Source organism: Bacillus sp. NSP9.1, assembly GCF_000465465.2.
Taxonomy (GTDB): Bacteria; Bacillota; Bacilli; order Bacillales; family Bacillaceae; genus Bacillus; species Bacillus sonorensis_A.
On the sequence record NZ_CP048273.1, the window covers coordinates 3,697,867 to 3,724,314 of the forward strand.

25 protein-coding genes are annotated in these 26,448 nt (G+C 47.6%); 7 read left to right on the forward strand and 18 right to left on the reverse strand.

Annotated elements, in window-relative coordinates:
• Positions 1-9: 9 nt before the first annotated feature.
• The 8 genes from M654_RS19275 to M654_RS19315 form a co-directional block, all read right to left on the reverse strand.
• Positions 10-1,389 carry a sucrose-specific PTS transporter subunit IIBC gene (locus M654_RS19275; RefSeq protein ID WP_026589556.1) on the reverse strand — a complete coding sequence of 460 codons (1,380 nt, stop codon included), beginning with the start codon at positions 1,387-1,389 and terminating at the stop codon, positions 10-12.
• A gap of 340 nt (positions 1,390-1,729) precedes the next feature.
• Positions 1,730-2,434: a YfjL-like protein gene (locus tag M654_RS19280; RefSeq protein ID WP_051290472.1), complete on the reverse strand. Its 705-nt coding sequence runs from the start codon at positions 2,432-2,434 to the stop codon at positions 1,730-1,732.
• 57 nt (positions 2,435-2,491) lie between these two features.
• Complete coding sequence (locus M654_RS19285; protein ID WP_026589557.1) at positions 2,492-3,697, reverse strand: MFS transporter; 1,206 nt, start codon at positions 3,695-3,697, stop codon at positions 2,492-2,494.
• 106 nt (positions 3,698-3,803) lie between these two features.
• Positions 3,804-4,124, reverse strand: a complete 321-nt coding sequence (locus tag M654_RS19290; protein ID WP_026589558.1) for a YckD family protein — start codon at positions 4,122-4,124, stop codon at positions 3,804-3,806.
• 127 nt (positions 4,125-4,251) lie between these two features.
• Positions 4,252-5,469, reverse strand: a complete 1,218-nt coding sequence (locus M654_RS23975; protein ID WP_236251155.1) for a YfjL-like protein — start codon at positions 5,467-5,469, stop codon at positions 4,252-4,254.
• 111 nt (positions 5,470-5,580) lie between these two features.
• Entirely contained in the window at positions 5,581-6,042 is a 462-nt protein-coding gene (locus tag M654_RS19305) for a DUF6884 domain-containing protein (protein ID WP_026589559.1), read from the reverse strand.
• Positions 6,043-6,209: 167 nt separating this feature from the next.
• Positions 6,210-7,607 (reverse strand): 23S rRNA (uracil(1939)-C(5))-methyltransferase RlmD, encoded by a 1,398-nt coding sequence (gene rlmD, locus M654_RS19310; RefSeq protein ID WP_026589560.1) that lies wholly within the window; start codon positions 7,605-7,607, stop codon positions 6,210-6,212.
• Positions 7,608-7,623: 16 nt separating this feature from the next.
• Positions 7,624-8,487, reverse strand: coding sequence for a DNA-3-methyladenine glycosylase family protein (locus M654_RS19315; protein WP_026589561.1), 864 nt, complete (start codon positions 8,485-8,487; stop codon positions 7,624-7,626).
• Between the two features lie 136 nt (positions 8,488-8,623).
• On the opposite strand from M654_RS19315, the gene corA reads away from it, so the two are divergent.
• Together corA and M654_RS19325 are read left to right on the forward strand one after the other, a co-directional pair.
• Positions 8,624-9,583 (forward strand): magnesium/cobalt transporter CorA, encoded by a 960-nt coding sequence (gene corA, locus M654_RS19320; protein WP_026589562.1) that lies wholly within the window; start codon positions 8,624-8,626, stop codon positions 9,581-9,583.
• 57 nt (positions 9,584-9,640) lie between these two features.
• On the forward strand, positions 9,641-10,204 hold the full coding sequence (locus tag M654_RS19325; RefSeq protein WP_051290474.1) for a hypothetical protein: 564 nt from the start codon (positions 9,641-9,643) through the stop codon (positions 10,202-10,204).
• Positions 10,205-10,274: 70 nt separating this feature from the next.
• Here the strand turns inward: M654_RS19325 and M654_RS19330 are convergent, their stop codons facing one another.
• The 3 genes from M654_RS19330 to M654_RS19340 form a co-directional block, all read right to left on the reverse strand.
• Positions 10,275-11,378, reverse strand: a complete 1,104-nt coding sequence (locus tag M654_RS19330) for a glycerol dehydrogenase (RefSeq protein ID WP_026589563.1) — start codon at positions 11,376-11,378, stop codon at positions 10,275-10,277.
• Between the two features lie 161 nt (positions 11,379-11,539).
• Entirely contained in the window at positions 11,540-12,331 is a 792-nt protein-coding gene (gene pdaA / locus M654_RS19335; protein ID WP_026589564.1) for a delta-lactam-biosynthetic de-N-acetylase, read from the reverse strand.
• Between the two features lie 104 nt (positions 12,332-12,435).
• Positions 12,436-12,621: an SE1561 family protein gene (locus M654_RS19340; RefSeq protein WP_026589565.1), complete on the reverse strand. Its 186-nt coding sequence runs from the start codon at positions 12,619-12,621 to the stop codon at positions 12,436-12,438.
• Between the two features lie 144 nt (positions 12,622-12,765).
• Between M654_RS19340 and yfkAB the strand changes: the two genes are divergently transcribed.
• A complete protein-coding gene (gene yfkAB, locus M654_RS19345) occupies positions 12,766-13,887 on the forward strand; it encodes a radical SAM/CxCxxxxC motif protein YfkAB (protein ID WP_026589566.1) in 1,122 nt (373 codons plus the stop codon).
• Positions 13,888-13,924: 37 nt separating this feature from the next.
• Here the strand turns inward: yfkAB and M654_RS19350 are convergent, their stop codons facing one another.
• The 3 genes from M654_RS19350 to M654_RS19360 all read right to left on the reverse strand — a co-directional run bounded on the left by M654_RS19350 (position 13,925) and on the right by M654_RS19360 (position 16,330).
• A complete protein-coding gene (locus M654_RS19350) occupies positions 13,925-14,716 on the reverse strand; it encodes a YfkD famly protein (RefSeq protein ID WP_026589567.1) in 792 nt (263 codons plus the stop codon).
• 66 nt (positions 14,717-14,782) lie between these two features.
• Positions 14,783-15,838 (reverse strand): calcium/proton exchanger, encoded by a 1,056-nt coding sequence (gene cax / locus M654_RS19355; protein WP_026589568.1) that lies wholly within the window; start codon positions 15,836-15,838, stop codon positions 14,783-14,785.
• 111 nt (positions 15,839-15,949) lie between these two features.
• Positions 15,950-16,330: an OsmC family protein gene (locus M654_RS19360; protein ID WP_026589569.1), complete on the reverse strand. Its 381-nt coding sequence runs from the start codon at positions 16,328-16,330 to the stop codon at positions 15,950-15,952.
• Positions 16,331-16,419: 89 nt separating this feature from the next.
• Here M654_RS19360 and M654_RS19365 point away from each other — a divergent pair, with 89 nt between their 5' ends.
• Positions 16,420-17,607 carry an MFS transporter gene (locus M654_RS19365; RefSeq protein ID WP_026589570.1) on the forward strand — a complete coding sequence of 396 codons (1,188 nt, stop codon included), beginning with the start codon at positions 16,420-16,422 and terminating at the stop codon, positions 17,605-17,607.
• Positions 17,608-17,804: 197 nt separating this feature from the next.
• Here M654_RS19365 and M654_RS19370 read toward each other — a convergent pair whose 3' ends face one another.
• From M654_RS19370 to M654_RS19380, 3 genes are read right to left on the reverse strand one after another with little or no spacing between them, the layout of a single operon-like run.
• Positions 17,805-18,647 (reverse strand): YihY/virulence factor BrkB family protein, encoded by an 843-nt coding sequence (locus M654_RS19370; RefSeq protein WP_026589571.1) that lies wholly within the window; start codon positions 18,645-18,647, stop codon positions 17,805-17,807.
• Between the two features lie 5 nt (positions 18,648-18,652).
• Positions 18,653-18,991 (reverse strand): hypothetical protein, encoded by a 339-nt coding sequence (locus M654_RS19375; protein ID WP_026589572.1) that lies wholly within the window; start codon positions 18,989-18,991, stop codon positions 18,653-18,655.
• Positions 18,992-19,011: 20 nt separating this feature from the next.
• Positions 19,012-19,482 (reverse strand): low molecular weight protein-tyrosine-phosphatase, encoded by a 471-nt coding sequence (locus M654_RS19380; RefSeq protein WP_026589573.1) that lies wholly within the window; start codon positions 19,480-19,482, stop codon positions 19,012-19,014.
• 198 nt (positions 19,483-19,680) lie between these two features.
• Here M654_RS19380 and M654_RS19385 point away from each other — a divergent pair, with 198 nt between their 5' ends.
• Positions 19,681-21,009: an alanine/glycine:cation symporter family protein gene (locus tag M654_RS19385; protein WP_142246035.1), complete on the forward strand. Its 1,329-nt coding sequence runs from the start codon at positions 19,681-19,683 to the stop codon at positions 21,007-21,009.
• A gap of 92 nt (positions 21,010-21,101) precedes the next feature.
• Positions 21,102-21,317, forward strand: coding sequence for a DUF1128 domain-containing protein (locus M654_RS19390; RefSeq protein WP_003179785.1), 216 nt, complete (start codon positions 21,102-21,104; stop codon positions 21,315-21,317).
• A gap of 39 nt (positions 21,318-21,356) precedes the next feature.
• Here M654_RS19390 and M654_RS19395 read toward each other — a convergent pair whose 3' ends face one another.
• Positions 21,357-21,872, reverse strand: a complete 516-nt coding sequence (locus M654_RS19395; protein WP_026589575.1) for a type 1 glutamine amidotransferase domain-containing protein — start codon at positions 21,870-21,872, stop codon at positions 21,357-21,359.
• A 228-nt stretch (positions 21,873-22,100) separates the two neighbouring features.
• On the opposite strand from M654_RS19395, the gene M654_RS19400 reads away from it, so the two are divergent.
• The gene (locus M654_RS19400) at positions 22,101-26,408 is read left to right on the forward strand and encodes a multifunctional 2',3'-cyclic-nucleotide 2'-phosphodiesterase/3'-nucleotidase/5'-nucleotidase (protein WP_035428769.1); all 4,308 of its coding nucleotides are present in this window, start codon (positions 22,101-22,103) and stop codon (positions 26,406-26,408) included.
• Positions 26,409-26,448 lie beyond the last annotated feature (40 nt).

Genomic DNA, 26,448 nt, shown 5'->3' on the forward strand with positions numbered 1-26,448 from the left:
AAAACGGAATTATTCTTTTTCTTCTTGGAACCCGAGACATAGAGCTGCAATGAACGCGGAAACCGCTGCAATCGCAAATCCGATTAAGTAATGAATCAGATTAGCCGGCCCGAGAGGAAGAACAATCGAAATCATCGGTATGCCGGAAAGTCCGTATGAATTTGCCGCTACATTCATGACGACGACATATGCGCCGCCAAGCGCGCCTCCGATCGATGCCCCGATAAACGGACGAATCAGTTTCAGATTCACACCAAACATGACGGGCTCGACAATTCCCAAAAAAGCAGTGAGTGATGCAGGGATGGCGATCTTTTTTACTTCCGCGTTTTTTGTCATAAGAAAAACGGCCAGACCCGCACCCCCTTGAGCGACATTGGCCATCGACCAAATCGGAAGCAAAAAGTTGACACCGTATTCGGGATCTGCGAGCAGGGACGCTTCAATCGCATAAAAGCCGTGATGGAGGCCGGTCAAAACAAGCAGTGAATAAAGCCCGCCAAATAAAAATCCGGAAGCCGCCCCTGCATTTTGATAAATAAACCCCAAACAATCGCTCATCAAGTGGCCGATGAAAAGAGAAGCCGGCCCCATGATAAACAGTGCGGCAAATCCGGAAGCCATCACCGTCAGAAATGGAATGGCGATCAAATCCAATGACCGGGGAACGATTCTTTGCAAAAACCGCTCAATTTTGCTCATGATATAGACAGACAAAAGAATCGGGATAACCGTCCCCTGATAGCCGATGAGAGGCACTTGAAATCCAAGGATCTCTGCAAAGGACGGTGTTTGGCTGCCAAGCATTTCCGGATCGAGCAAATCCGGGTGAGTCAGGATTCCGCCGATGACGGCCCCTAAAAACGGATTCGAGCCGAACCGTTTAGCCGCGCTGAACCCGAGCAGCACAGGCAGAATGACAAATGCAGCGCTTGAAAAAATATCGAGCATTTTCATGACGGGACCGTCGTAGGCGGCCAGGCGGAATTCCTTTATGACACCGATAACCCCCATGAGCAACCCGCTTGCAACGATCGCCGGGATGATCGGAACAAAAATATCAGACAATGTTTTTGCAAATCTCGTCAATAGATTGATTCCAGACTGCGCTTCCGGCGTGTTCTCTTGATCCATAGGAGCGGGATCGCTGTACTGAGCCATTTCTCTATAAATTTTATTGACGATGCCCGCACCGAAAATAATCTGAAATAAACCATATCTAAAAAAAGTCCCCTGTACAGCCGCCATCCTTTCAATGGCCTCTATATCTATTTTTTCCTCATCTCTGACAGTGAAGCGCAGCCTTGTCGTGCAATGGCTGATGCTGATGATATTATCCGCGCCTCCAATGAGGGGCAACAGTTCTCTTGCAATCTCTTGATGCTGCACAACGGTGACCTCCTCTAATTTTTCTATCCTATCAAATCACTAAAAAACGATCAAAATGAAAATCGGACCATATTCTTAAAGAAAAATAGCTTGGTCATCTCTTTTGGCCTGCAACAACAAAAGACCTAAAATGTGCGAAAGGACATCAACCGATAGGCGCAAAAAAGCACACTAAAGGCGCGGTTCCATTTAGCACATTCTAGGTCTTGCCTGCTTCACCAGTAACAATCCCGACATTATTCGTTCTTAATATGATTCTATTCCCTTCACACCTTGACATCAATAGTACAAATCACCCATATGTTTTCAAGTAAAAAAGAGAAGGGATTCACTCCTTCTCTCATTTCTCATGATTTGCTAAAACTTGAACTTCTTGAAGCGCTGTATCCTTACCGTTTTCAATCCATACACTGTATTTGACATATCCCGGCCGGCCTTCCCCGTCCAAGCCCATACCTGTTATATCCAGTTTGTCATATCGATAGCCCATTAAGCGTTCTCTGACGGCCTTCGCTTGTTGATAAAACTCTTCTTTGCCGCCCCGTCCGGAATTTAAAGTGACGGAGACCGCAACCGTTTGCTCCTGTTTCATCGCCTTGTTCCATTTGCTGTTCTTTTTGAAAGGCTTGTTTCCGGAGAGGTCAACCTGAACGCGCATGACATTTTCCAATGCTTCATCAAGGTGTTTCTTCATTTCCTCGGCCGCTTCCCCGCTTATCCGGGCTGCCGTTTTTTGATGCTCAGCTTCGATGATGCCGTCTTCGGTGACTTCTGGATGGATAAACCCTTTGACGGTGAAAATCAACTCATCCGTCCGTTTGTCTGTTGGATTTGATATATGAAAAACGTATTCTGCATATTTAAAATTGTAAAAGCTGTTTTTGATTTGCAAATGTCGCTCAGGATATGTTTCCTCTAAATATGAGAGCAGCTTTTTTTCAGCCAGCGCGCGGCTGAGCGGATTCCCGTTGAAACCGTTATAAATAGAGCCGCCGATGACGAGCAGCAAAAACAGGATACCGATCCAAATTGCTTTTTTTCTCATTTATATCAGCTCTTTCCAGACTCTCGTTTCCTTCCATTATGAAACAGAGCCCTCAACCTATACAAGCTCTTTTTGCTTCGTCTCCGATCCCAAAAAGAAAATGGCGGCGACCGCAGCTAAAACCGCAATGCAGAAGATGAAGAAAATCATGGAAAGCGCTGTGCCTTGACTGACAAGATAACCGACAAGAAGCGGTCCCAAAATACCGCCGATCCTGCCGAATCCCGCTGCCATACCCGCACCGGTTCCCCTGATCGCTGTCGGATACTGTTCGGGTGTATAAGCATAAAGCGCTCCCCAGGCTCCGAGGTTGAAAAACGATAACAGCATCCCGGACGCCAAAAGAAGAGCCAGTGATTCGGCGTTTCCGAAAAAGTAGGCGCTGACAGCAGTGCCCAATAAATAGATCATCAGCACCATTTTCCGTCCGGCTTTTTCAATCAGCCAGGCCGCTGAAAAATAGCCGGGCAGCTGCGCCAACGTCATGATCAATACATATTCAAAGCTTTTAATCATGCTGAATCCCTTCATCACCATCACGCTCGGCAGCCATAAAAACATGCCGTAATAGGAAAAGACCACGCAAAACCAGACGATCCACAGCATGGCCGTAGGGCGGGCGTAGCGGCGGGACCATACGCTTTTCACATTTTCCAGCACAGTCGTTTTTTGTTGTTGGTCGAGATTTTCGTATTTTGGCGAATCCGGCAATGCCAGACGCAAATACAGCGCATAGAAAGCCGGAACGGCGGTGATGAGAAGGGCAACCTGCCAGCCGTAGGCCGGGATAATAAAATATGAAATAAGTGCTGCCGCCAGCCAGCCAAACGCCCAGAAGCTTTCCAATAAGACAACAATTCTTCCCCGCCGCTCAGGTGCGACCGTTTCCGAAACAAGCGTCGAAGCGACGGGAAGCTCTCCTCCCAATCCCATGCCGACAAAAAACCGCAAAATCAAAAATGCCGTTAATGTCGTTGTGAAAGCGGATAAACCGCTGCCGACCGAGAAAAACAGCAGCGTGATCATAAACACATGCTTCCTTCCGACGCGGTCAGCCAGCAGCCCAAACACAAAAGCCCCGACGGCCATCCCGATGGAATTGACACTGCCGATCCAGCTCATTTCCTCAGGCGACAAATTCCATTCCGCGTGCAAAGCCGCGATGATAAACGATAATATGCCGACGTCCATTGCATCAAACAGCCAGCCCAGACCGGCGATGCCAAGCAGCTTCCGCTCTGAGATCGGACGATTCTTCTTCATACTCACAACACCTCTTTATCTCTTAGCTGATTTACATGAGTATTAGTTTACACCTGTCTTTACACTTTTGTCACGAAGAAATTGGGCTGCAGTGTAAGAAACGGGGTTAATAATGGATGCGATGATGAAACTTTTTTTGATGATGCCCCCATTTCGGCATGAATCCTTCTTTTTTCTCTTTTTCATACCGCTGTTCCATATGTTTTTTGATGTCGCTTCCTTTTTTTTCATCCATCATTCCATATTCCACATATCTGTCGATCAGCTGTTTTTTCTTTTCCATAATGTCTTTTTGCAAGGTTGACAGCTCATTCTTTTGCTCTTCCGTTAAATCTTGATATTCCTGCGTCTTCCCATGTACGGAAGGAATGCCCGCGGCAAAAGCCATTGGAATGATCAGCACAAGGCAAAGCGATAATTTTTTCATCACACAACATCCTTTCTTATGATAGATCAATTGCTATTTTTTTCTTATTTGTGTGATTTTATGCAAAAAATAAACCGCTCTTTTTTTAAAAAAGGAACGGCAGGGTTTAGCAACCCCGCCGTCATTTTCATATCTCTTTTTCCACATCCTTCAGTTTGATCTCCGTGTCTTTTTCAAAAAATGCGCTATATTTTACATATCCGTCTTTGACGTTGTCTCCGTCAAATATGTTGGCATTGATATTGACCGTTTCATAGTCATATCCTTCTGTGTTTAACACGTGCTGGATCTTTTTGGCCGCGCTGAAAACGGATTGTTGATCGGCATTTTCGGCATCAAGTACAATATCAATTTGCATCGGCTGATCCAGCTTAATGTCTTTGCCCCATTTTGCATCTTCCGGCAGCCGGCCTTTTAAAACTTCGACGTAAACATCGACAGCCGCCACGTTTTTCACTTGTTTGGATAAAACAGTCTTGAGTTCGTTTGCGGCTTCTTCGCCGAGCCGCTCCATCAACGGTTTATTGAGATTCGCCTCGCGGATGCCGTCAAAGGTGATTTCAGGATGGAGCCAACCTGCTACTGTAAAGTCATAGGCGAAGGATTTTGTTTCATCACCTGCTTCAATGACATCAAACGAGTAGTCGGCGAACTTAAAGTTATAAAAGCCATCCCCTAACCGCAAGTTTTTCTCTGGGTAGCGGTCCGTCAAATAGCGCTCCAGCGATTTCTTAGCAAGCATTTCGCTAATCGGGTTTCCATTAAAAGCATTGTATATGGAAAGGATGCATACCGCCACCGCCAAGAGCAGTGCACCATGGCCGACTTTCTTTTTCAACACATCCCTGCTTTCATTCAGCTTTAAGCAGAGCCAGCCAAGCAAACAGCCGGCCATAGCGAATAAACCGTGAAACACAGCGAGCAGCACGGCTCCAAACACGGAGCTTGCGAATCCCTCATCCCAGCCTGTGATGGCATCGGCAAGCCCCCAAATCAACATCGGAACAAAGGAAAGAAGGAGAACGACTTTCACCTTCCGATAGAACAGATAAGCCAGGATGCCAAGCACTGTATACCATAAAATAAAGCCGAAGCTTCCGTTTAAAAGCGATGTTTTGATCGCGAGGAAAAGCGAAATCGCAGTCAATATCAATTGATAAATGGAGAGCTTGCGATTCATGCGTTTATGTATTGTTTCAGGAGGTGTCTCACACACCATAAGCTTTCGATATTCTTCATTGTTTGCGGCCTGTTCTTCAAGCCATTCAGCCGTCTCTTTACTTAACTTCCCCTCATGATATAAAGGCAGCAAATCTGTGATAACAGAGCGGTTCTTATCCTCCATCATTCCCCTCCCAGGTTGAGCGCTCCCGCATGTAGCAGTTCACTGATTTTCCATTCATATATTAGTAGTGAAAACACAGAATTTGTTACAAAAAAAGAGACAAAATGAAAATCATTTTGTCTCCAGTTCACGGCCGCAAGCGACGGCTTTTTGCAGCGCCTGAAGCATATAGCCGATTCCCCGGTATCCACCGAGCGGATAGGTGATAAGCTGAGGATCGCCAAACACGCTTCTTAAAACCGGGCGATATTTTTTCCCGCCGAGCATGACAACCTCGTCAAACCCAAGCAGTTTTTTCTCTGCGGCCTGTTTTTTAAGCGCCTCTGCTGTCATGATCTCAGGGTGACCCGTCCCAAAGGTGACATCATAGTTTTCAGGAACGATATCGCAAGCGCTCAGAAAGCCGTGTTTGGCTGAAAGGATCACCCAGTCGTCAAAAAAGTTCTGCGCATATGTACGACAGGCTTGGTGAAACGGACTCATATAAACATCCTTCGCGGGAGACGGCCCTCTTTCCGGATCGACATCCCAGATTTTTTTCGCGCCGCACGGGATGATGCAGAGTCTTTTCATGGGCGGTTCCTCCTTTGAGATTTTTTACGCCTTGATGATAGCGGGGATGATGCATTCCCTGAAGATGAGCTGGCCTTGAATGATAAAGACAGTGTTTAAAGCGGCCAATCAACGGCCGCTTTTTTGATAATGATTTCTCTTAGGGAAAAAACTCAATTTTCACAGGTTCAATGATTTTTTAAAACCAACTGTACAACGCACTCCACATGCGCCGTCTGCGGAAACATATCGACAGGCTGGATGTATTCGGCACGATAGTCCTTCGCCAAGTACTGCAAGTCTTTGGCAAGTGTCGACGGGTTGCAGGAGACATATACGAACCGCTTCGGCTTGACCTTTCGGATCGTGTCCAAGAACATGCGGTCACAGCCTGTTCGCGGCGGGTCGACGATGACGACGTCGGGGCGGAAGCCTTCGTTCGTCCATTTTGGCAGCCAATGTTCGGCCGTGCCTGTGACATATTGGGCATTTTTGATTCCGTGCTTTTTAGCGTTTTTGTTAGCGTCAGCGATCGATTCTTTGATCACGTCCATACCGCGGATTTCGCCTGCGCCGTCGGCGATCCACATGCCGATCGTGCCGACCCCGCAGTAGGCGTCAACGACTTTTTCGCGCCCTGTCAGCTTAGCCGCTTTTTTGACTTCGTCATAGAGCTTGACCGTCTGGATCGGATTGAGCTGAAAAAAAGCCCGGGAACTCAGCTCAAATGAGACGTCGCCGAGAAATTCCTGGATGACCATATTTCCCGCTAACAGCCTTGTATCTTCGCCGAAAATGACGGATGTTTTCGCTTTGTTGACGTTTTGGATGACCGATGTTACTTCTGGCAGGCGTTTTTTGATTTCTTCTGCGATCAGCTCCTTGCGGGGGAGTTCGTTTTTTGCCGTGACAAGCACGACCTGCACTTCGCCCGTTTCAAAGCCGACTCTTGTGACGATCGTGCGGACATCGCCGGTCCGCTTCCGTTCGTCATAGACGGTAATCCCGAAGTCTTCGAGAATCTGTTTAACGGTCTGCGTCGTTTTGTTCGTCGCCGGGTGCTGGACGATGCATTCCGTGATCGGAACGAGCCGGTGGGAATCAAGTCCGTACAAGCCGGCCACCATTTTCCCGTTTTTTGTGCGTCCGAGCTGGAATGAGCTTTTATTCCGGTAATGCCACGGATTTTCCATTCCGATTGTCGGCCGGATATCCATTTTGCCGATATCGAAACGGGTGTGGCGTTCAAGCGATTGAATGACGATATCGCGCTTTTCTTTCAGCTGCTGGTCGTAAGCCAAATGCTGCAGCTGGCAGCCGCCGCACTGTTCATAGATGATGCAGGGCGGTTTTACGCGGTGCTCGGAGCGTTTGCGAACCTTTTTGACCCGCCCTTCGGAAAACTTCGGATGCACCTTTGTCGCCTCGACGACGACTTCCTCTCCGGGCAGGGCCCCGGGAACAAACACGACCTTTTTCTTAAAATAGCCGACGCCTTCGCCATTGATGCCGAGGCGTTTGATCGTCAGCGGAAATTGCTGCCCCACTTTTAATTCTGCTGATGATCGTTTTCTTTCCTGTTTCAATCACGTTCTCTCCATTCTATTCAATGCTTCTCCATAAATATAAGGAAGCATAGCTTAAATAAGGCTCCCACGCCTTGCTCATATCAAGCATTTCTTCTTTTGCCGGTTTATCTTTCAAGCCAAAATGGCGTTTGATGGCATTTTGCAGGCCGATATCGGCGATCGGAAAAAGGTTGGGACGGCCGAGCCCGAACAGCAGAACATTTTGCACTGTCCACGGTCCGATGCCTCTGATTTTCACCAGCTTTTTCATGACATCTTCATCTGATAATAGTGTAAGTTCATCAAGGTTTAAGTCTCCACCGGCAATCATTCTTGATGTATCGATCACATATTCGGACTTCCTCATGCTGAACTGGAGCTCGCGCAAATCGCTGTAGTCAAGCTGTGCAATCGTTTCGGGAAGCGGATAAAACCAGACGCCGTCTATTTGTTCGCCGAATGTGTGCACGAATCGCTCGGTCAGCGTATATGCGAACGAGAGATTGAGCTGCTGGTGGATGATGCACTTCATCAGGCAATGATACAAATGAAAATCAAGCACTAAAGGCGTCCCCGCGTGCTCTTCAAACAGCTTTGACAAGCTCGTATTTGAAAAATGATCAAGCACCGGCTGGAGGCTTTCTTCCCACCTGAAGATCCGTTTGACTTCTTTCATCATGCCGGCTTGATCTTCTGTTCCGCTGACGATAAATTCCGGAGCTTCCGCAGTGCCTGTTGCCTGAACCGTGACGACGGACGGCTTTTTTTCGCGGCTGCGAAGCGGGAGCCTGACTTCCCTTTTCTCAAGGTCGACGGCGTTGAGCGGATCAAGCGATAGCCTGTCCAACACCCGGTCAAAATGATATGGCGGTGATATGCTTACTTTTTCCTTCCACATGGCTTCCCATCCCTTTTCTTCTTTGTCCACAGTATACCATGTTTGCTTTTTTAGTGAAAAAAGAGCGAAAATGAGTAAAAAGCCGAATGATTCAAGTTCCAAGGCAGCATGCTATGATGAAGGTGGAGGGTTGCCAATGCTCAAAACTATGGCGGTTACAAAAGACGGAAAGCTTTTATCGGATGTCCCGGCAGAACGGCTGAAAGATCAGGATATCGAATGGTATTGGACCGATTTTGACCGGCCGACAGACGAAGAAGCAACTCTACTGCAAAATCATTTTCACTTTCACCCTTTGTCAATCGAGGACTGCTTCCATTATTTGCAGCGTCCTAAGCTTGATCAATATGAACAATACGTGTTTTACGTCATACATGCCTTAAACCAAAAGACATTGGCGTCTGAAGAAGTGGATTTATTCGCCGGAAAAGACTTTATCGTCACATTTCATCTCCATCAATCGGACGGCATTGAAAAAGTGCGAAAACGGTTTTTAGAAAACAAGGACATGTGGAAGAAAGGGCCGAACCATATCGCTTATATGGTCATGGACCAGCTTGTTGATGAATACTTTCCGATCCTTTATCAAATTGAAGACAGGCTCAATGAAATCGCTGAAAGCGACAGCAGGAAAACGTTTGGCACACTGATGAATGAAGTGTTTGATATCAGGGGGGATCTGTTGAAGCTCAGAAGAACGATCATCCCGATGCGCGATTTGCTCTACCGAATTTTAAACATCGAACATACAAAGGAAAACCGCGAAAGAAAAGCTTATTACAACGATATTTATGACCACCTGCTGAAGCTGACTGAAATTGTGGAAAACAACCGGGACATGACCGCTGATTTAAGGGACAGCTACCAGACGCTGAACTCCAATCGAATGAACGCCATCATGATGACGCTGACGATCGTCTCCACGATTTTCATCCCGCTGACCTTCATTGTCGGCGTATACGGCATGAATTTTGACAACATGCCTGAACTTCATTGGCGCTACGGCTATTTTTTCGTCCTCGGAATGATGGCTGCCGTTGTCATCGGAATGATCATCTGGTTCCGTCATAAAGGATGGTTTGACATTTTCAAGTAAACAAGGAAACATTTTGTGATTCCCTTCGACTATTTCTATAGATAAGGAGGGAATCATATGAAGCTGCACAAAGGCTCGGCCGGCATCTGCCTGATGGTTTTCGGTTTGCTGCTTTGCGCCAAAACCCATCGGCAAGTATCGGCAGGTGAAGCGGTTTTACATTTTTGGGGCGGCCCCGTCCAAAGTTCGGCCGGACTGCATTACGTTTCTTTGGCCGGGCTTTTGCTCATGATCACAGGATTTGCGCTGACCTCGCTCTATTACAGAGAGGTGGCTTGGATTCGCTTGAAGCTATTCCTGCTCATTATCGGATTTACAGCGGTCTACCCGCTTTTAACAGAGCAATTGATGTTCTTGCTGAAATGGAACGCGTCAGGAAGAGACACGGTGGAATATATTCAACAAGCAAGTTCATGTGAATATGATGGAGATGAAGAAGGCGGAAACATGGACTGCACGGTCAAGCTGAACAATGATGGAAAAGAGACTGAGCTTGTCATGCTCACGCCTCGAATTGTCGATGGATTTGCCTTTAAAGCGGAAACAGTCGACTTCGCAAAAGACATACAGCATCCAGGTTTATTAGAAGAACCCGGCATAAGGGTTAAGGTCTGCAAATAGACCGAGAAGGAAATCATCACCGATTCAAATAAAAAAGCCGCATCCATGGAGGAAGCGGCTTTTTTCATGATCAATCATGATAAGATTCTGCAATCGCATTGGCGGCAATAATGGCGCTGTATACGTCGTCAGGTGTGACAGGGAATGGCATGTTGCCCATTGTGTCTCCTTCCGCACAGGCGCTTTGAGCGACTTGACGCCATTCTTCCTCGACAAATTCGTCGACACCCAAATCTTTCAGTGTTAATGGGAGGCCGACGCCTTTGATGAAGTTGATGACGGTTTCGAGCTCTTCGGCCGGGGCGTTTTCAAGGACGAGCTGTGCCAGAAGGCCGAACGTCACTTTTTCCCCGTGCTGGGCGTTATGAAGAGCGGGAACTGCCGTCATGCCGTTGTGGATCGCATGGGCTGCGGCGAGCCCGCCCGATTCGGCGCCGACTCCGCTTAAATAAATCGTCGCTTCGATCGTGTCTTCAACGGCTCGGGTTGAGACATTGCGCTGAACGGCCTGCATCGCTTTCACGCCGTTTTCCAGGAGCGTGTTATAGCAGAGGCGCGCAAGGCCCAAGCCTGTTGTTGAAGGCTTCATCAGCACGAGGTTATCACCGTTTGCACGATAGCATGCCCGCGCTTCAAAATACGTCGCCAACGCGTCGCCGATACCGGCTGCGAAAAAGCGCGCCGGCGCACCTGATAGAATTTCTGAATCCGCCAGAACGACATCCGGGTTCGTCGGCAAAAACAGATAGCGGTCAAACGACCCGTCGTGTTTATAAATCACGGCAAGCGCCGTACATGGAGCATCTGTGGAAGCGATCGTCGGGAAAATCACAACAGGCAGCTTTTCATAATAAGCGGTCGCTTTCGCGGTATCAAGCGTTTTTCCGCCGCCGATGCCAACGATGATATTGGCGCCTGCCTCGCGCGCCAGCCCGCGGTTGCGGTCGATTTCTTCCTGTGTGCATTCATAATTGAACTTTTCAAAAACGGCTTGATTACCGGCTTTTTGAATCGAATCTCCGGCTTCTTTCTGAGCCCGCTCTAAAATAAATTCGTCGCAAATGATGTAAGCCTTGTCGCCAAAATCTTTAATGTAGTCGTTTAAATGTTCTAGCAATCGTTTTCCTGCTATAAATTTTTTGGGTGATGTGACTGACTTTACTGTATTTGACATGGTTTACTCCCCCTTCATTTCTATCATATACCTATTACGTCTGCAAATCTAGTAATATATGTATATAAAATGGTTTTTTATTCTATGGAATTGACTAGGGGAAATATAAAAGATGAAATAAACAAAAAACCCCCTCAGGTAATTTCAGGAGGTTTTTCCTTTTAAAGGGTCTTTAGCATCATATATTTTTCAAACATCAAATCATCAAGGCTTTTAAATGTGTACCCTTCTTTTTTTAAGTCTGTGATGGCTTGATCAAGCGCTTCCGCATTGTCTTTTGATACCGTATGAAGCAGATAGATGGCACCGGGATGAGCCTGCTTCATCATATTGTCGTAAGCGTATTTCCATCCTCTTTGCGCGTCGATTTTCCAATCGACAAAAGCAACTGACCAAAAAACGGTTTGATAGCCGAGTTTTTTTGTTTCTTTAAGCACACGCTCGCTGAAGACACCGCGCGGCGGCCGCAGGTAGAGATTGTCCTTTTTGCCGGTGATCTTCTCCACTTCTTCTGTGACGGATTCCAATTCTTCCTGAATGACGCGGCTTGTTTTTGTCGTTAAATCAGGGTGGTGATATGAATGGTTGCCGATAATATGGCCCTCTTCAGCCATGCGTTTAATCAGCTCCGGTTTGTCTTTGACAAAATGCCCCGTTACAAAAAAGGCCGCTTTGACGTTTTGTTTTTTCAAGACATCAAGCACCTTGGGCGTGTAGCCGTTTTCATAGCCGTTGTCAAAGGTTAAGTAGATCGTTTTTTCTTTTGTGTTGCCCAAATAAAAAGCATCATACTGCTTTAACAGGCTGTTCAGCTCTTTTCCCGCATCTGCCGGCTGATGGTTTTTGCTTTTGGAAAAACCCCAATGAATCGCCTTGTTGGATATCGCCTCGGCATCGGCCGCAAAGGTCAGCATCAGCAGGAATCCGCAGCATGCTGCACAGATTCGTTTCATGATTTTCGCTCCCAACCTCATTTTTTCTTATTGTGCAAAACCGGTCATCTTTTCATACCAAGCAACACTTGGAAAACAAAAAAACCGCGGCGGGATGCGCGGTTTTATTTCCAGTCTTTTTTAAAGCGTTCATATTTGGCTTCCAAATCGTCAAGCATACTGATCAGTCTGTCAATATCTTCAATGTCCGTCGATTCAGGGTCTAACGAATCGATGACAGACATAAACATATCCAATCTGTTTTTCAAATAATTGACTTGCTGTTCTTTGTCATGTACTGCGTTACCCATGCTTCTCCTCCTTTTGTTCCTTTATGGTAGCCTATAAACAGCCTTTTTTCAATGATCCGTCACTTGCAGAGCTTGAAGATGAGGTCTAAAATGAATAGTTGGGCTATATTAGTATGTCCTATCAATAAAGGAGTTAGATATGCGATGACAGAAAAAACGCAGGTTCGTCCGATTACCCCGGAATATGATCCGTGGGAAGCATATATGGACGTTGACCAATATGGAGATATACAGCTGACAAATGTTGAATTTACAACGACGACTCTTTGCAATATGCGCTGTGAGCACTGTGCCGTCGGATATACGCTCAGGCCGAAGGATCCGAATGCACTGCCGCTCAGCCTTCTTCTCAAGCGGCTCGATGAGATTCCGCGGCTCCGTTCATTAAGCATTACCGGCGGCGAGCCGATGCTTTCATTAAAATCGGTCAAGGAATATGTTGTTCCTTTATTAAAATATGCGCACGAGCGCGGCGTACGGACGCAGATCAATTCAAACCTGACGCTCGATATCGGCCGCTATGAGCTGATCATCCCTTACTTGGATGTGCTTCACATCTCACACAACTGGGGAACCGTCGAAGACTTTGCCGAAATCGGCTTTGCGATGATGGATAAAAAGCCGACGTTTGCCCAGCGAGCCCGCTATTTTGAGAAAATGATCGAAAACAGCCGGATTCTTGTTGACGAAGGGGTGATGGTCTCCGCTGAGACGATGCTCAATAAGCGAACACTGCCTCATATTGAACATATCCACCGTCAAATCGTCGACGAAATGAAATGTCAGCGGCATGAGGTGCATCCGATGTACCCGAGCGATTTTGCAAGTGCCCTTGAATCCTTGAGCTTGAAGGAGATGAGAAAAGCGATCCATCACCTTCTCGACATCCGCGATGAGCAGACGTGGATGCTGTTCGGCACTTTGCCATTTTACGCCTGCAGTCCTGATCCGGAAGATCAGCTTCTTTTAAAAAGGCTGCGCGATGCGAAAAACGTCACGGTCAGAAACGACCCTGACGGCAGATCACGCCTGAATGTCAATATTTTTGACGGCGATATCATCGTGACCGATTTCGGCGACACTCCGCCGCTCGGCAACATTCAAACAGACAGTCTGCAAAGCGCCTATGCGAAGTGGAGAAATACAGAGCTGGCCCAAGAGCTGAACTGCCATTGTCCGAATGTCAAATGCCTCGGCCCTAATGTGCTCGTCAAAAACAGCTATTATCAAGATGTTGATTTTTCTTCCCGGAAAGCGAGAGTATAAAGAAAAAGCAAGCCTGATGAACCGGCTTGCTTTTTCTTTATCTCGGCTGGTGGCTCAGCTGAAAACCGAATGTCAGGTGATCCTGTACAGGAATCCACGCTCCGATCCCTTGAGATGTGATGTTTTTGACGACAAGCTTTCTTTTATTGCCTTTTAAAACGAGATAGACCTCGCCATATGTGACCTTTCCTTTTTCATTCACTGCCGGTGCATACGCGTTTAGAAGGCCGAGTTTTTTCGGCGGCACCTTGTAGACCTGATCGCGCTTTGTACCGGCTCCGACCACCGTTTCAAAAGCGAGCGGCAGCTTCGTTTTTTCCATGGCTTTGAGCATCATCATGTTTTTGACATCTTCTGCTTTCGGCACTTTTGCCGTTAAGCCGCCTTTGATTTTGCTTGTCTGTTCTTGTGCATAAGTGATTTCGGCCGGCGCTTTTCCGCCTCTGTTGTCAAAGCGGTTTGTGTTAATTTTGCGGTATTCCCAATTCGCAACGGTTTCATTCGATGTATATCCCAGCGCCCATTTTCCCAAATAGATCGTCGCTCTGTACCCGATCGCCAGCGGTGTACCGGATATGCTTGACTCATTCAGCATCTTAATCAGATGAGGGTTCTCAATCGCGATATCGGTTGTTTTCAGCAGCTCTTCGGCTAGCTCGCTCGGCTGCAGCCGCGGCTGGTCCTGTGAAGCGTTCGGGTATGTGTTCTCTTTGGAAATGTTTGTGACAGAGCTTGGAATTTTGATCGGCTTGGCTGCATCAGCTTCCTGTACAGCGAAAAAACTAAAGGATAAAAACGCAGTCAGCGCAAAATACAAAAGCTTTTTCATACTATCACTCTTTCTGTTTCTTTTCCCTTATTGTTTTCCGGATAGGACGCCTTTATCCCAATTTTTTTAAAGAAGAAAAAACCCGATCCCCATGATGATATAGGCCGCCAGCAATGTCGCTCCTTCAAACCAGTTGGTATCCCCGTCATTGGAAATCACAACCATTAACAGAACGGCAGACGCCATCGCGACGAGTTCAGGCAAAGTAAAGACAAGCGGCATGCTCGTTTCAAAAAACAAAGAAGCGATCACGAGCACTGGTGCGACAAACATCGCAATTTGCAGCGTTGACCCGATCGCGATTTCGACCGCGACATCCATTTTGTTTTTATAAGCCATAATGACGGCGGAAGCGTGTTCCGCTGCATTGCCGACAATCGCAACGATGATGACACCGATAAACAGCTCGGTCCAGCCGAATTGTTCAGCCACCGTATGAAAGGTGTGGACGAGATTTTCGGAAATGTAGGCGACGGCAATTGTGGCCAAAAGCAAAATCAATGTCGCGCGCTTTCCATTCCATTCCGGGTCTTCGTGCTCTTCTTGAGCCTCGGTTGCGTTCGTCTGGTAGACGCCGCGATGGCTGACAAGCTTGAAATAAAGCGCCGCTACATAAAGCAGAATCATAATGACGCTGATACCGACGCTCATCGACAGCTTCCGCGGCTCCGTCATGTTCGCCGCGAACACTTCAGGGATGACGAAGGCGACGATGATCGCAAACATCAACAGTCCCGAATTATGTCTGGCATCATACACGTTAAATTCCTGGCGTTTATATTTCAAACCGCCGATGAAAAACGACAGGCCGGCGACAAGCAGCAGGTTGCCCAGAACAGAACCTGTCAAAGATGCAAGCACAATGCCGACCAGCCCTTCCCTTAAAGCAAAAATCGAAATGATCAGTTCAACGGCATTGCCGAATGTGGCATTGAGCAGTCCGCCGATTCTGGGGCCGGCAATAATCGCAAGGCTCTCGGTCGCCCTGCCCATATAGCTTGCCAGCGCGATGATGGTCAGACAATAAATGATAAACAGCAAAGTTGACGGCCAATGCAACAGGCTCCCCGCAATGGAAAGGGGAACACCGGCAGCCATCATCAAAAAGAAGATACGGCCCATTTTCAATTCCTCTTTTCTTTACTTTTTTCGTTGTAGGTTATTGTTGTACGAACCTTTCGGATTATATGCAGACATACTTATTGATTCCGCATTGCAGAGTGCTCTAAACATTCACTCAATCTCAAACGTTTCCTTGATGTCGATACAGTTTTCAACAGACCTGGCCATCGAACAGTTTTTCAAGGCGATCCTGAGCGCTTTTTTCATGTGCTCAGCCTTCAGATTTTTCCCTTTTACAATAAAGTGAAGATGAATGCTTTTGATGCGGCCCGCTTCTTCGGGAACCCGCTCTTCCTTTGTCTGGATGGTCATCTCCTCAAGCTGTATCCGTTTCTTTTCCAAAATGTTCTGAAGAACGGTTCCGCTGCATGCGGCGATGGAAGCCAGCATAAGCTGATAGGGTCTGAAGCCTGCTTCTTCATTGCTTGATATATCGAGGCCGCCAAATGCCAAGTCCGCGTGAAAACCGTTTTGATTCCATTTGATGTTCATGTTTTCCACCTCTTGTTAAAAACCATCTTGCCTAAAAACTTCCTAAAGTTTACGATCAAAGGAGGATGAAGGAATAAGGAGAATAGGCGATGAGACGATTTCATTTTTTTATACTCGTATTGATAGTCAGTATATCAGGTTTTTCCCAGGGGATGCTTTTGCCGGTTATCTCTGTCATTTTCGAGCAGGAGGGCCATTCGGCGGCAATGAACGGCCTGCATGCGACAGGGCTTTATATCGGCGTTTTGCTCGCTTCCCCGTTCATGGAGGCGCCGCTTCGGAAGCTCGGCTTTAAACCGCTGATCATGATCGGCGGTGTGACGGTTGTCGCCAGTCTCTTCAGCTTTGTTTTTTTTCAGTCTTATATCGTGTGGTTTTTTTTAAGGCTCTTGATCGGCATCGGCGATCATATGCTTCACTTTTCAACACAGACATGGGTGACCACATTATCTTCCGGGCAAAACCGCGGACGGAACATTTCGCTGTACGGGCTTTCGTTTGGATTGGGGTTTGCCGCCGGACCTTTTTTAACGCCGCTTGTTGAGATTTCGCCGTCACTTCCGTTTATCATCTCCGCCTCTTTCAGCCTTTTGGCTTGGATGTTTGTTTTTTGCCTCAGCAATGAATTCCCTGAAAAAAGCGCTTCTGACACGCGTTCCGATAATAGTCTGAAGCGTTTTCTCCAAGCATTTTTGCTGGGCTGGGTCGCCTTTTTGCCGACGTTCGGCTACGGTTTTTTGGAAACGGCGCTGAACGGGAATTTTCCGGTCTATGCGCTCAGATCGGGGATTACGGTTGAAGGCGTCTCACTGATTTTGCCAGCTTTTGCGATCGGCAGCATCATCTTTCAGTATCCGCTTGGGATTTTGAGTGATACATACGGCAGAAGAAACGTTCTTCTCGTCATTTTGGCTGTCGGGGCAAGCTGTTTTTTCGCGTCCGGTTTTTCTGATTCCGTGCTCTTTTTGTCCATCTGTTTTTTTGTGGCGGGAATGGCTGTGGGGTCGACATTTTCTCTCGGCATCAGCTTCATGGCCGATTTGCTGCCTAAGCACCTTCTTCCCGCCGGTAACTTGATGTGCGGGATGACCTTCAGCTTCGGCAGCATTTTCGGTCCTGTCGCGGGCGGCTGGTATATGCAGACCTTTGAAAACGGAAACCTGTTTTTTTTGATCACCATTGTCATGATCTGTATATGGACCGGAGTGCTGTTAGGCAAACCGAAAACCGCGAAAAACTTCGCCGGCCAGTCGGAAGCGGACGCTCACAGGATGTGACGGCTTTGCCTGCGCCCAAAAAATGAGCCGTCTCAAAGAGACGGCCCTTTTTGATGAAGCGCCTTAATGATATCCGTTTTGCCCGTTGGCGCTTCCGCTCGTTTTATGCTTCGAGCTTTGCTTTGAATTTTGTTTATTATGGCTTCCGCCTTTTTTCGTATGCTTTGTCATGATCATCCCTCCGCTCCTTGAACGATTCACTCGTTCTTTTTTAGATTGCTCAATTCTCGCGGATTTTCATCAGGAATGATTTTACGTTTATGTAAAAGGGCGTTGATTTCCCCTCCTACTATAATCATCATACCGCTTAAGTAGAACCAGATCATTAAAGCGATGATGCCGCCGAGGCTCCCGTATGTGGCACTGTAGTTGGCGAATTCGTTGACATAGTAAGAAAACACGACACTGACGAGAATCCAGCCGACGGTTGCCGCCGCGGCCCCGGGAAACACATATTTGAACGAAAGCCGTTTATTCGGGGCAAAATAGTATAAAGCCGTAAAGACAATCAGCAATATCAGCGGACTGATCCCCCAGCGAAGCGCCGACCAGGCTGTCAAAAACATCTCAGGCGTTCCGTCGAGATTGGCGATAAAATGGCCGATCGCCCTGCCGAATACCGGAAGAAGCAGCGCGATTAAAATCGTGAAGACCATCGCGGCGGTCAGAAGAATAGACGTCAGCCGGACCATAATAAATGAGCGGTTTTCCTCGACTTCATATGCATGGTTGAAGGCCCTGACAATCGCGTTCAATCCGTTTGATGCAGACCAGAGCGCGGCGATAATCCCGAAAGAAAGCAGCCCCCTGTTGCCTGTATGTAACGTTTCTTTGATGACAGACATCGTATTCTCAGGTGCATACTGCTCGATCAGCCCGATGACATCCCCCGTTTTGATTGGCAGATAGCCGATCAATGTCAATAAAAAAATCATAAACGGGAACAGGGACAGGAGAAAAAAGTAGGCAAGTTCCGCCGATTTGCTCGGCCCTTCATGGAGATAGTAGCGCCACACAAGCTCTTTTAAAAAGCCGAACATTTTTCTCACTCCAGACGATTGGTGGACCCTGCCGAGAAGTGGTCCTTTGTTTCCTCGATCAGTTCCATCACTTTCGGGGTCGTTTCCTTCAATTCTTTAATCTGTTTATTCAAAAAGGTCAAATCGTCCGAAATAGACGCCGTCAGCCTTTTCGTCTTTTCGATTTTCTCTTTTACACATTCGGTCAGCATACCGGGATTCTCGCGGTAAAGGCTGATTTTGTTTTGGCATGCCGAGAGTTTCTCACAGCATGCTTTTCTCGTCGGTTTGTGCAGCAAAGACAAGACAGCCCCGACCGATGCGCCGAGGAGGATGTTTCTGATGAAAACGCGTTCGCCTTTCATAAAAATCTCTCCCTCCATTTTTATAAATTGTGTGTCTTTTGAATGTCTTTCAGCAATTGGCGGCAGCCTTCTGCCACGAGTTCGTACACCTCTTCAAAATTCCCCGTATAGTATGGATCAGGGACATCATCCGTCGGACAGTCATCAACATAATCAAGCAGACGCCGGATGACGGCCTTTTGCTGATATCCCGCCAGGCTTCTGACATTCCCGGCATTTTCCGCATCCATGGCGATGATGTAGTCGAATTCTTTCAGATCCTTCGCAGTGACCTGCCTTGCGTACAATCCTTCACAGCTGATCTTTTTTTCGGCCAGCAATGTCCTTGTGCCTTCATGTGGCGGTTTGCCGACATGCCAATTTCCGGTGCCGGCTGAATCAGCTTCAATCTTGCCATCCAGCCCGTTTTTCCTGAGCATGTCATGAAATACCGCTTCCGCCATCGGCGAACGGCAAATGTTGCCGAGGCAGACAAATAAAACTTTGATCATGGTGCAGCCTCCTCTATTCTTTCCCCTCTTTTCAGAAAGAAAAACGTACTTGATTTTATACTAAAGATTTTTTTCGTTTTTTCAACTTCGGGAAGAAAATCTAACTAGGCTATTGACAAATCTAACAAACTTTCAGAATATTCTAGTTAGACACAAAACGAAGGGGGATTGAAATTGCTCTCAAATATAGTCGATCAAATGAATGGTTTTTTATGGGGGCCGCCGCTGTTGATTCTCATCGTCGGCACAGGTGTTTACTTGACATTCAGGCTCAGCTTTTTGCAAATCAGACTTTTGCCTTATTCTTTAAAGCTGGCCTTTAGCAAAAATCAGGATAAATCTTCAGAAGGAGACATCTCTCATTTTCAGGCGTTGATGACCGCACTGGCCGCCACTGTCGGCACGGGAAATATCGTCGGGGTCGCTTCAGCTGTTATCGCCGGGGGCCCGGGCGCCGTGTTTTGGATGTGGCTGGCCGCTTTTTTTGGAATGGCGACGAAATATGCCGAAGCCGTGCTCGCCGTCAGATTCCGCGTAAAAGACAAAAACGGCGAAATGTCAGGGGGCCCGATGTACTATCTGGAACACGGGCTTAAGCAAAAATGGCTCGGTGTTTTATTTGCTATTTTCGGGGCCTTGGCTGCCTTCGGAATAGGCAATATGGTTCAGGCGAACTCTGTATCGGGAGTCATGAAATCAACGTTTTCCGTTCCTGTCTGGATCACGGGTATCATTGTCACCGTTTTTACAGCGCTTGTCATTCTCGGAGGGATCAAGAGCATCGGAAAAGTCACCTCCGTATTTGTTCCGATTATGGCCTTATTTTATGTGATCGCCGGGCTGATCATTCTTGTGACAAACTTTGAGCTTGTCCCCGGCGCCATCGGCTTAATTTTTTCCGACGCCTTTACCGGTCAGGCCGTGGCCGGAGGAGCCATCGGAACCGTCATCCGCTGGGGCGTTGCCAGAGGAGTGTTCTCAAACGAAGCTGGGCTCGGTTCAGCGCCGATCGCTGCCGCGGCTGCGAAAACCGATATGCCGGCACGGCAGGCGCTCGTTTCGATGACTCAGGTTTTCATTGATACACTGGTCGTCTGTTCTATTACGGGTATTTCGATCGTCATGGGTAAAATGTATTTGTCAGAGCAGAATGATGCGCTGACATCGATGACATTTGAACATTTTCTCGGTCCCGCCGGCTCCACGATTGTCGCCATCGGCCTGCTTCTGTTCGCCTATTCGACCATTTTGGGCTGGTCCTACTACGGAGAAAAATGCTTCACTTACCTGCTCAATGAAAAGTATGCGATTTACTACCGCATCATCTTTGTCATCGCCGTCTTTTTCGGAGCGATCTTTAAGGATAATTTCGTGTGGGCGCTCGCGGATATGCTGAACGGCCTGATGGCGATTCCAAACTTAATCGGCCTCCTCGGCTTAACAGGCGTCGTCATCTATGAGTCAAAACAGATTCTTGGAAAAATCAAAGCGGAAAAACAAGAAAAAGAAAAGTCCCTTTCCGTTTGATGCCGCTCGCTTTGGCGATAACGGTTCTTTTCTTCTCGGACATTTCTGTTACAATAAAGACTACGAAATCGTCAGAGAAAGGAAGTGCCTTATTGTCTGATCAGAAAACAGCCGAGCTGAACAAAATGATCGAAGAGATCTCCCAAAAATTAAACATGCTGAACATCGGCGTGATCAAAGCGGAAGACTTTAGCAACGAAAAGCTTGAAGATCTTGAATATCTCCATCAAATGGTGATGAAAAAGAAATCTTTCAGCCCGAGTGAAATGCAGGCGATCGCAGAGGAACTCGCTGCACTCCGAAAATAAACATAAAAAAGACCGGAAATCTGTTCCGGTCTTTTTTCATCAGCCGAGCAGCTTCAAAGATTCGCGTGTAAAAGCAGGGATGTCGTCAGGCGTCCGGCTTGTGACAAGCTGATTTTGGCAGACGACAACTTCCTCGTCTTTAAATTTAACCCCGGCGTTTTCCAAATCGACTTGAATCGATGTGTAGCCTGTCGCACTGCGCCCGTCCAGAGCCTTGGCGGTGATTAAAAGCTGAGGCCCGTGACAGATCGCAAACACCGGTTTTTTGTCATCCATAAAGGCTTTCGCAAACGATACGAAACGCTGGTCGGCTCTGAGAATATCCGGCGAAAATCCGCCCGGAATCAACAATGCGTCAAAATCAGCAGGGCTGACTTCATCAATGGACACATCTGTTTCCACTTGCGCCTCGCCTTGCTTGCCTTTCAGCGTTTTGCCTGTCTCTTTTTCAATAACCGTAAGCTGGTGTCCGGCGTCTTTGAACGCTTTCGCAGGCTCGGTATACTCCGAATCCTCAAAGTAATCTGTCAGAACAACTGCAATTTTTTTGCTCATATTGATCACCCTCCCGGAAGCTTCTGTCTACATAAATCCATTTACCCTTGCCACACTAAATAAAACATCCCCACATCCTCGCGACAAAGTACCTAAGTCATCCAGCAGACAGAGACAGACTTTGGAATCATTTTCTGAGTGTTTACAATATTCGCAACGAAAGTTCTACAAAACTTTACAAAAAGTTCTTACAATAGAAATTGTTACTCTAATCTGAAAGGTGGAGAAATGGTGGGAATACAGAAAAGACGGTTTTCAAGGAAAAACATTCTCCGTATTCTGCTAACCTCAGTGATGATACTCAGTTTACTCATGCCAAACACCCAGACATATGCAGAAGAACAAAATGAACACCCGCTGATCAACCTCAGCATCTTGGGTACGACAGATATCCACGCCCATATGATGGATTATGACTACTATGCCGACAAAGAAACGGCTGAATTCGGACTGGCACGAACGGCTCAGCTGATCGAAAAGTACCGGAGCCGAAATCCGAACACGATTCTTGTCGACAACGGCGACTTAATTCAAGGAAACCCTCTAGGGGAATACATCTTCAAACATGAACGTGAATCGATTATCTCCGGAACGAAAACACACCCGATCATTGATGTCATGAACAAACTGCATTATGACGCCGGCACGCTCGGAAACCACGAATTCAACTACGGCCTTGAATTCCTTGACGGCACGATAAAAGGGGCCGAATTTCCCATCGTCAATGCCAATATTAAAACACCGGACGGAAAGAACAAATATACCCCATATCATATTGAAGACCGGACGGTGACGGATGAAAGCGGCCAAAAGCACCAGCTTAAAGTCGGCTACATCGGCTTCGTTCCGCCTCAGATTTTAACATGGGATAAAAAGCACCTGGACGGCAAAATCACAGTGCAGGACATCACCGAATCAGCGAAAGAAACGATTCCAAAAATGAAACAGGAAGGCGCCGACGTGATCATCGCGATCGCCCACTCCGGAATTGAAAATGGCGAACAGGCGGCGGGAGCCGAAAACGCCGTTTATGACCTGGCTCTCAAGACGGAAGGAATAGATGCGATCATCTCCGGACATCAGCACGGTCTGTTCCCCGGCACCGACTATCCCGGTAACGGCGTGATCGACAACCAAAAAGGAACGATCAACGGCATTCCTGTCGTCATGCCGAAGAACTGGGGCAGCCATTTAGGAATTATCGATATGCAGCTTGAACAGGACGGCGGCAAATGGACAGTGAACAATGCCAGCGCAAAAACGGAAGCGATTGCCGGAAATGTGACGTCGCGAAACGAAACCGTCGTTTCCGCGATTAAAGACACGCACGAAAAAACGCTTGAATATGTCCGCGCGCCGGTTGGCCAAACGGAAGCTGATATTAACAGCTTTTTCGCACAGGTAAAAGACGATCCTTCAATCCAGATTGTCACAGACGCACAAAAATGGTATGCGGAAGATGTCATGAAGGGAACGGAATACGAAAACCTGCCGATTTTATCAGCGGGCGCGCCGTTCAAAGCAGGAGGACGCAACGGTGCTGATTATTATACAAATATTAAAGCAGGAAACCTTGCGATCAAAAACATCGGCGATTTGTATTTGTACGACAATACGCTCTATATCGTCAAACTGACGGGAAGCGAGGTGAAGGACTGGATCGAAATGTCGGCCGGGCAGTTCAATCAGATCGATCCTTCAAAATCGGGTGAACAGGCGCTCCTCAACCCCGATTTCAGGTCGTATAATTTCGATGTCATTGACGGTGTGACCTACCAGATCGATGTCACACAACCGGCAAAATACAATGCCTCAGGCGGGGTGAAAAATCCGCAGGCGAACCGCGTCAAACTGTTGTCTTACAACGGAAAACCCGTCCGCGACGACCAGGAATTCCTTGTCGTCACAAATAATTACCGCGCCTCCGGGGGCGGCGGATTCCCGCATCTGACTCAGGACAAAGTCGTTTATGCGGCGGCAGATGAAAACAGGCAGGTACTCATGAACTACATTATGGAAAAGAAAACGGTCAATCCCGCCGCAGACAACAACTGGTCGATCGCTCCGATTAAAGGAGCCGACGTGACATTCGAGTCTTCCCTCCTCGCCAAACCGTTTGCTGAAAAAGCGCAGGACATCGATTTTGTCAGGGAATCCGAAAACAAAGGATATGGCGTCTATAAGCTGAACTTTGACGGTTCAGAGCCTCCAGTTGATGATGAAAACTGGACATTAACAGTCATGCACACGAACGACACGCATGCCCACCTTGATGGAGCGGCAAGGCGCGCTGCCAAAGTGAAAGAAATCCGCAGTGAAACAGAAAACAATGTGCTGCTCGATGCCGGCGACGTCTTTTCCGGCGATCTGTATTTTACAAAATGGAACGGGCTCGCCGATTTGAAACTGATGAACATGATGGGCTATGACGCCATGACTTTTGGCAACCATGAATTTGATAAAGGACCGAAAGTGCTCGCAGACTTTCTCAGCGGAAACGGAACCGCGGTTGACCCGGAAAACACATACCGGTTTGAAAAGCCGGATTTTCCGATCGTCAGCTCTAATGTCGATGTTTCAAAAGAACCTGAACTGAACAAATTTCGAAAAGAGCCGTCTGTCTTAAAGGCGGGCGAAAAGAAAGAAAGCGGAATCTACCCATATATTCTGCTAGATGTAAACGGGGAACAAGTCGGCGTCTTCGGGCTGACGACGGAAGATACGTCATATACGTCAAGCCCGGGGCCGAACATTGTGTTTCATGACGCTTATCAGTCAGCGGAGAAAACGGTCAAGGAACTGAAAGAAAAAGAAAAGGTCAACAAGATCATCGCCCTCACCCATCTCGGCCACAACCGCGACCTTGAGCTCGCCAAAAAAGTGAAGGGGATCGATCTGATCATCGGCGGGCATACACACACACTCGTCGATCATTTGGAAGTCGTGGAAAATGAGGAGCCGACGATCGTCGCACAAGCAAAAGACTATGGGCAGTTTTTAGGGAGAGTCGATGTTACATTCGATAACAACGGTGTCATCCAAACGGACAAGTCAAGCTCTCATTTGATCGCGATTGATGAAAATACCGCGGAAGACAGCGCCGCCAAAGAGGATCTCGACCGTTTTAAAGAAGCCATTGAAGACTTAAAGACAAAGGTCGTCGGCTATGCCGATGTCCCGCTTGACGGAAAGCGCGAGCATGTCCGCTCAAAAGAAACCAACCTCGGGAACTTCATCGCTGACGGTATGCTGAGGAAAGCGAAACAAGCCGGCGGCGCTGATATCGCGATCACAAATGGCGGCGGAATCAGAGCAAGCATTGACAAAGGAGAGATTACACTCGGCGAAGTGCTCACCGTCATGCCGTTCGGCAACACGCTTTATGCCGCTGATTTGACGGGAGCGCAAATTAAAGAAGCGCTCGAGCACGGCGTCAGTCAGGTCGAAGAAGGCGGAGGCGCTTTTCCTCATGTAGCGGGTTTAACCTTTACATTCACATTGAGCAAGCCTGAAGGAGAGCGTATCCTTGATGTCAAGCTTGTCAATGAAAAAGGAGAATCTGAGCCGCTCGATCCGAAGAAAACGTACCGTGTCGCAACCAACAATTTCATGGGCGGCGGCGGTGACGGCTACTCCGTCTTTAAAGAAGCGAAAAACGGTGTAGACCTCGGGTTTACAGATTACGAGATTTTCACCGAGCAGCTAGATTCGTACGATGCGGTTTCGCCGAACATCGAAAACAGAATCACTGAAGTATTCCTGCCTGAAAAGCAGGCGGACGGCATCTGGACACTTGCTGAAAAGCCGTTTCAAACATACGCGGCAAACGCCAACCAGGCGATCGTCTATTTCCCTGACACAGAAAAAGAAAACATCAAGCTGAGCATGACAAAAGCACAGACTGATCTAGTAAAGAAAAGAACAAATGATCCAAACATTACATTGAAAAACGATAAAATCGCCATGCATCTCCCGGCCGTCAATCTGGCCAGCGAAGAAGCAAAGATCGCAATCAAGATCACAAAAGACATCAAACAGGCTGTCACAAACGTCTACGACTTCAGCATTCGGCAAAAAGGAAAAGCCGTCAGCACGTTTAAAGAGCCGGTCGGACTGTTTTTCCAAGTCGATCAGCCTGACAAAAAAAACAGCGTTTATTTTGTCGACCGGAAAAACAACCGCTTCACAAAGGTGAAAAACGGCTATAGCAAAGGGCATACGGTTGCCGGATATGTGAATCATTTCAGCGAGTATACCGTGTTGAATGCCAAACATGCCGGAACGCCTCCCGCAGCCCCGGGCGACGGCGGAGATGGCGGCGAAAAGCCTGCAGGACCTGACGGCAGCAATGGCGGGTCCGGCACTGATGGAGACGGCCATGATGACGGTCAAGCCCCACCGGATTCGTTCAACGGACAATTGCCTGATACGGCGACGAATATCTATAACTGGCTGATGCTCGGTTTTCTGCTGGTCGCATTCGGGGGCGTCCTTTACCTTTATCAGCGGAAAAAACGCAGCCTCAAGCAAATGTGAACATAAAAAAAGCGATTCCGCCCGAGGCGGAATCGCTTTT

Bases quoted from the DNA above. Each gene is read 5' to 3' on its own strand.
- M654_RS19280 (WP_051290472.1), bottom strand. From the start codon at position 2,434: ATGAGAAAAAAAGCAATTTGGATCGGTATCCTGTTTTTGCTGCTCGTC.
- M654_RS19285 (WP_026589557.1), bottom strand. From the start codon at position 3,697: ATGAAGAAGAATCGTCCGATCTCAGAGCGGAAGCTGCTTGGCATCGCC.
- M654_RS19290 (WP_026589558.1), bottom strand. From the start codon at position 4,124: ATGAAAAAATTATCGCTTTGCCTTGTGCTGATCATTCCAATGGCTTTT.
- M654_RS23975 (WP_236251155.1), bottom strand. From the start codon at position 5,469: ATGGAGGATAAGAACCGCTCTGTTATCACAGATTTGCTGCCTTTATAT.
- M654_RS19305 (WP_026589559.1), bottom strand. From the start codon at position 6,042: ATGAAAAGACTCTGCATCATCCCGTGCGGCGCGAAAAAAATCTGGGAT.
- M654_RS19315 (WP_026589561.1), bottom strand. From the start codon at position 8,487: ATGTGGAAGGAAAAAGTAAGCATATCACCGCCATATCATTTTGACCGG.
- corA (WP_026589562.1), top strand. From the start codon at position 8,624: ATGCTCAAAACTATGGCGGTTACAAAAGACGGAAAGCTTTTATCGGAT.
- M654_RS19325 (WP_051290474.1), top strand. From the start codon at position 9,641: ATGAAGCTGCACAAAGGCTCGGCCGGCATCTGCCTGATGGTTTTCGGT.
- M654_RS19330 (WP_026589563.1), bottom strand. From the start codon at position 11,378: ATGTCAAATACAGTAAAGTCAGTCACATCACCCAAAAAATTTATAGCA.
- pdaA (WP_026589564.1), bottom strand. From the start codon at position 12,331: ATGAAACGAATCTGTGCAGCATGCTGCGGATTCCTGCTGATGCTGACC.
- M654_RS19340 (WP_026589565.1), bottom strand. From the start codon at position 12,621: ATGGGTAACGCAGTACATGACAAAGAACAGCAAGTCAATTATTTGAAA.
- yfkAB (WP_026589566.1), top strand. From the start codon at position 12,766: ATGACAGAAAAAACGCAGGTTCGTCCGATTACCCCGGAATATGATCCG.
- M654_RS19350 (WP_026589567.1), bottom strand. From the start codon at position 14,716: ATGAAAAAGCTTTTGTATTTTGCGCTGACTGCGTTTTTATCCTTTAGT.
- cax (WP_026589568.1), bottom strand. From the start codon at position 15,838: ATGGGCCGTATCTTCTTTTTGATGATGGCTGCCGGTGTTCCCCTTTCC.
- M654_RS19360 (WP_026589569.1), bottom strand. From the start codon at position 16,330: ATGAACATCAAATGGAATCAAAACGGTTTTCACGCGGACTTGGCATTT.
- M654_RS19365 (WP_026589570.1), top strand. From the start codon at position 16,420: ATGAGACGATTTCATTTTTTTATACTCGTATTGATAGTCAGTATATCA.
- M654_RS19370 (WP_026589571.1), bottom strand. From the start codon at position 18,647: ATGTTCGGCTTTTTAAAAGAGCTTGTGTGGCGCTACTATCTCCATGAA.
- M654_RS19375 (WP_026589572.1), bottom strand. From the start codon at position 18,991: ATGAAAGGCGAACGCGTTTTCATCAGAAACATCCTCCTCGGCGCATCG.
- M654_RS19380 (WP_026589573.1), bottom strand. From the start codon at position 19,482: ATGATCAAAGTTTTATTTGTCTGCCTCGGCAACATTTGCCGTTCGCCG.
- M654_RS19385 (WP_142246035.1), top strand. From the start codon at position 19,681: ATGAATGGTTTTTTATGGGGGCCGCCGCTGTTGATTCTCATCGTCGGC.
- M654_RS19395 (WP_026589575.1), bottom strand. From the start codon at position 21,872: ATGAGCAAAAAAATTGCAGTTGTTCTGACAGATTACTTTGAGGATTCG.
- M654_RS19400 (WP_035428769.1), top strand. From the start codon at position 22,101: ATGGTGGGAATACAGAAAAGACGGTTTTCAAGGAAAAACATTCTCCGT.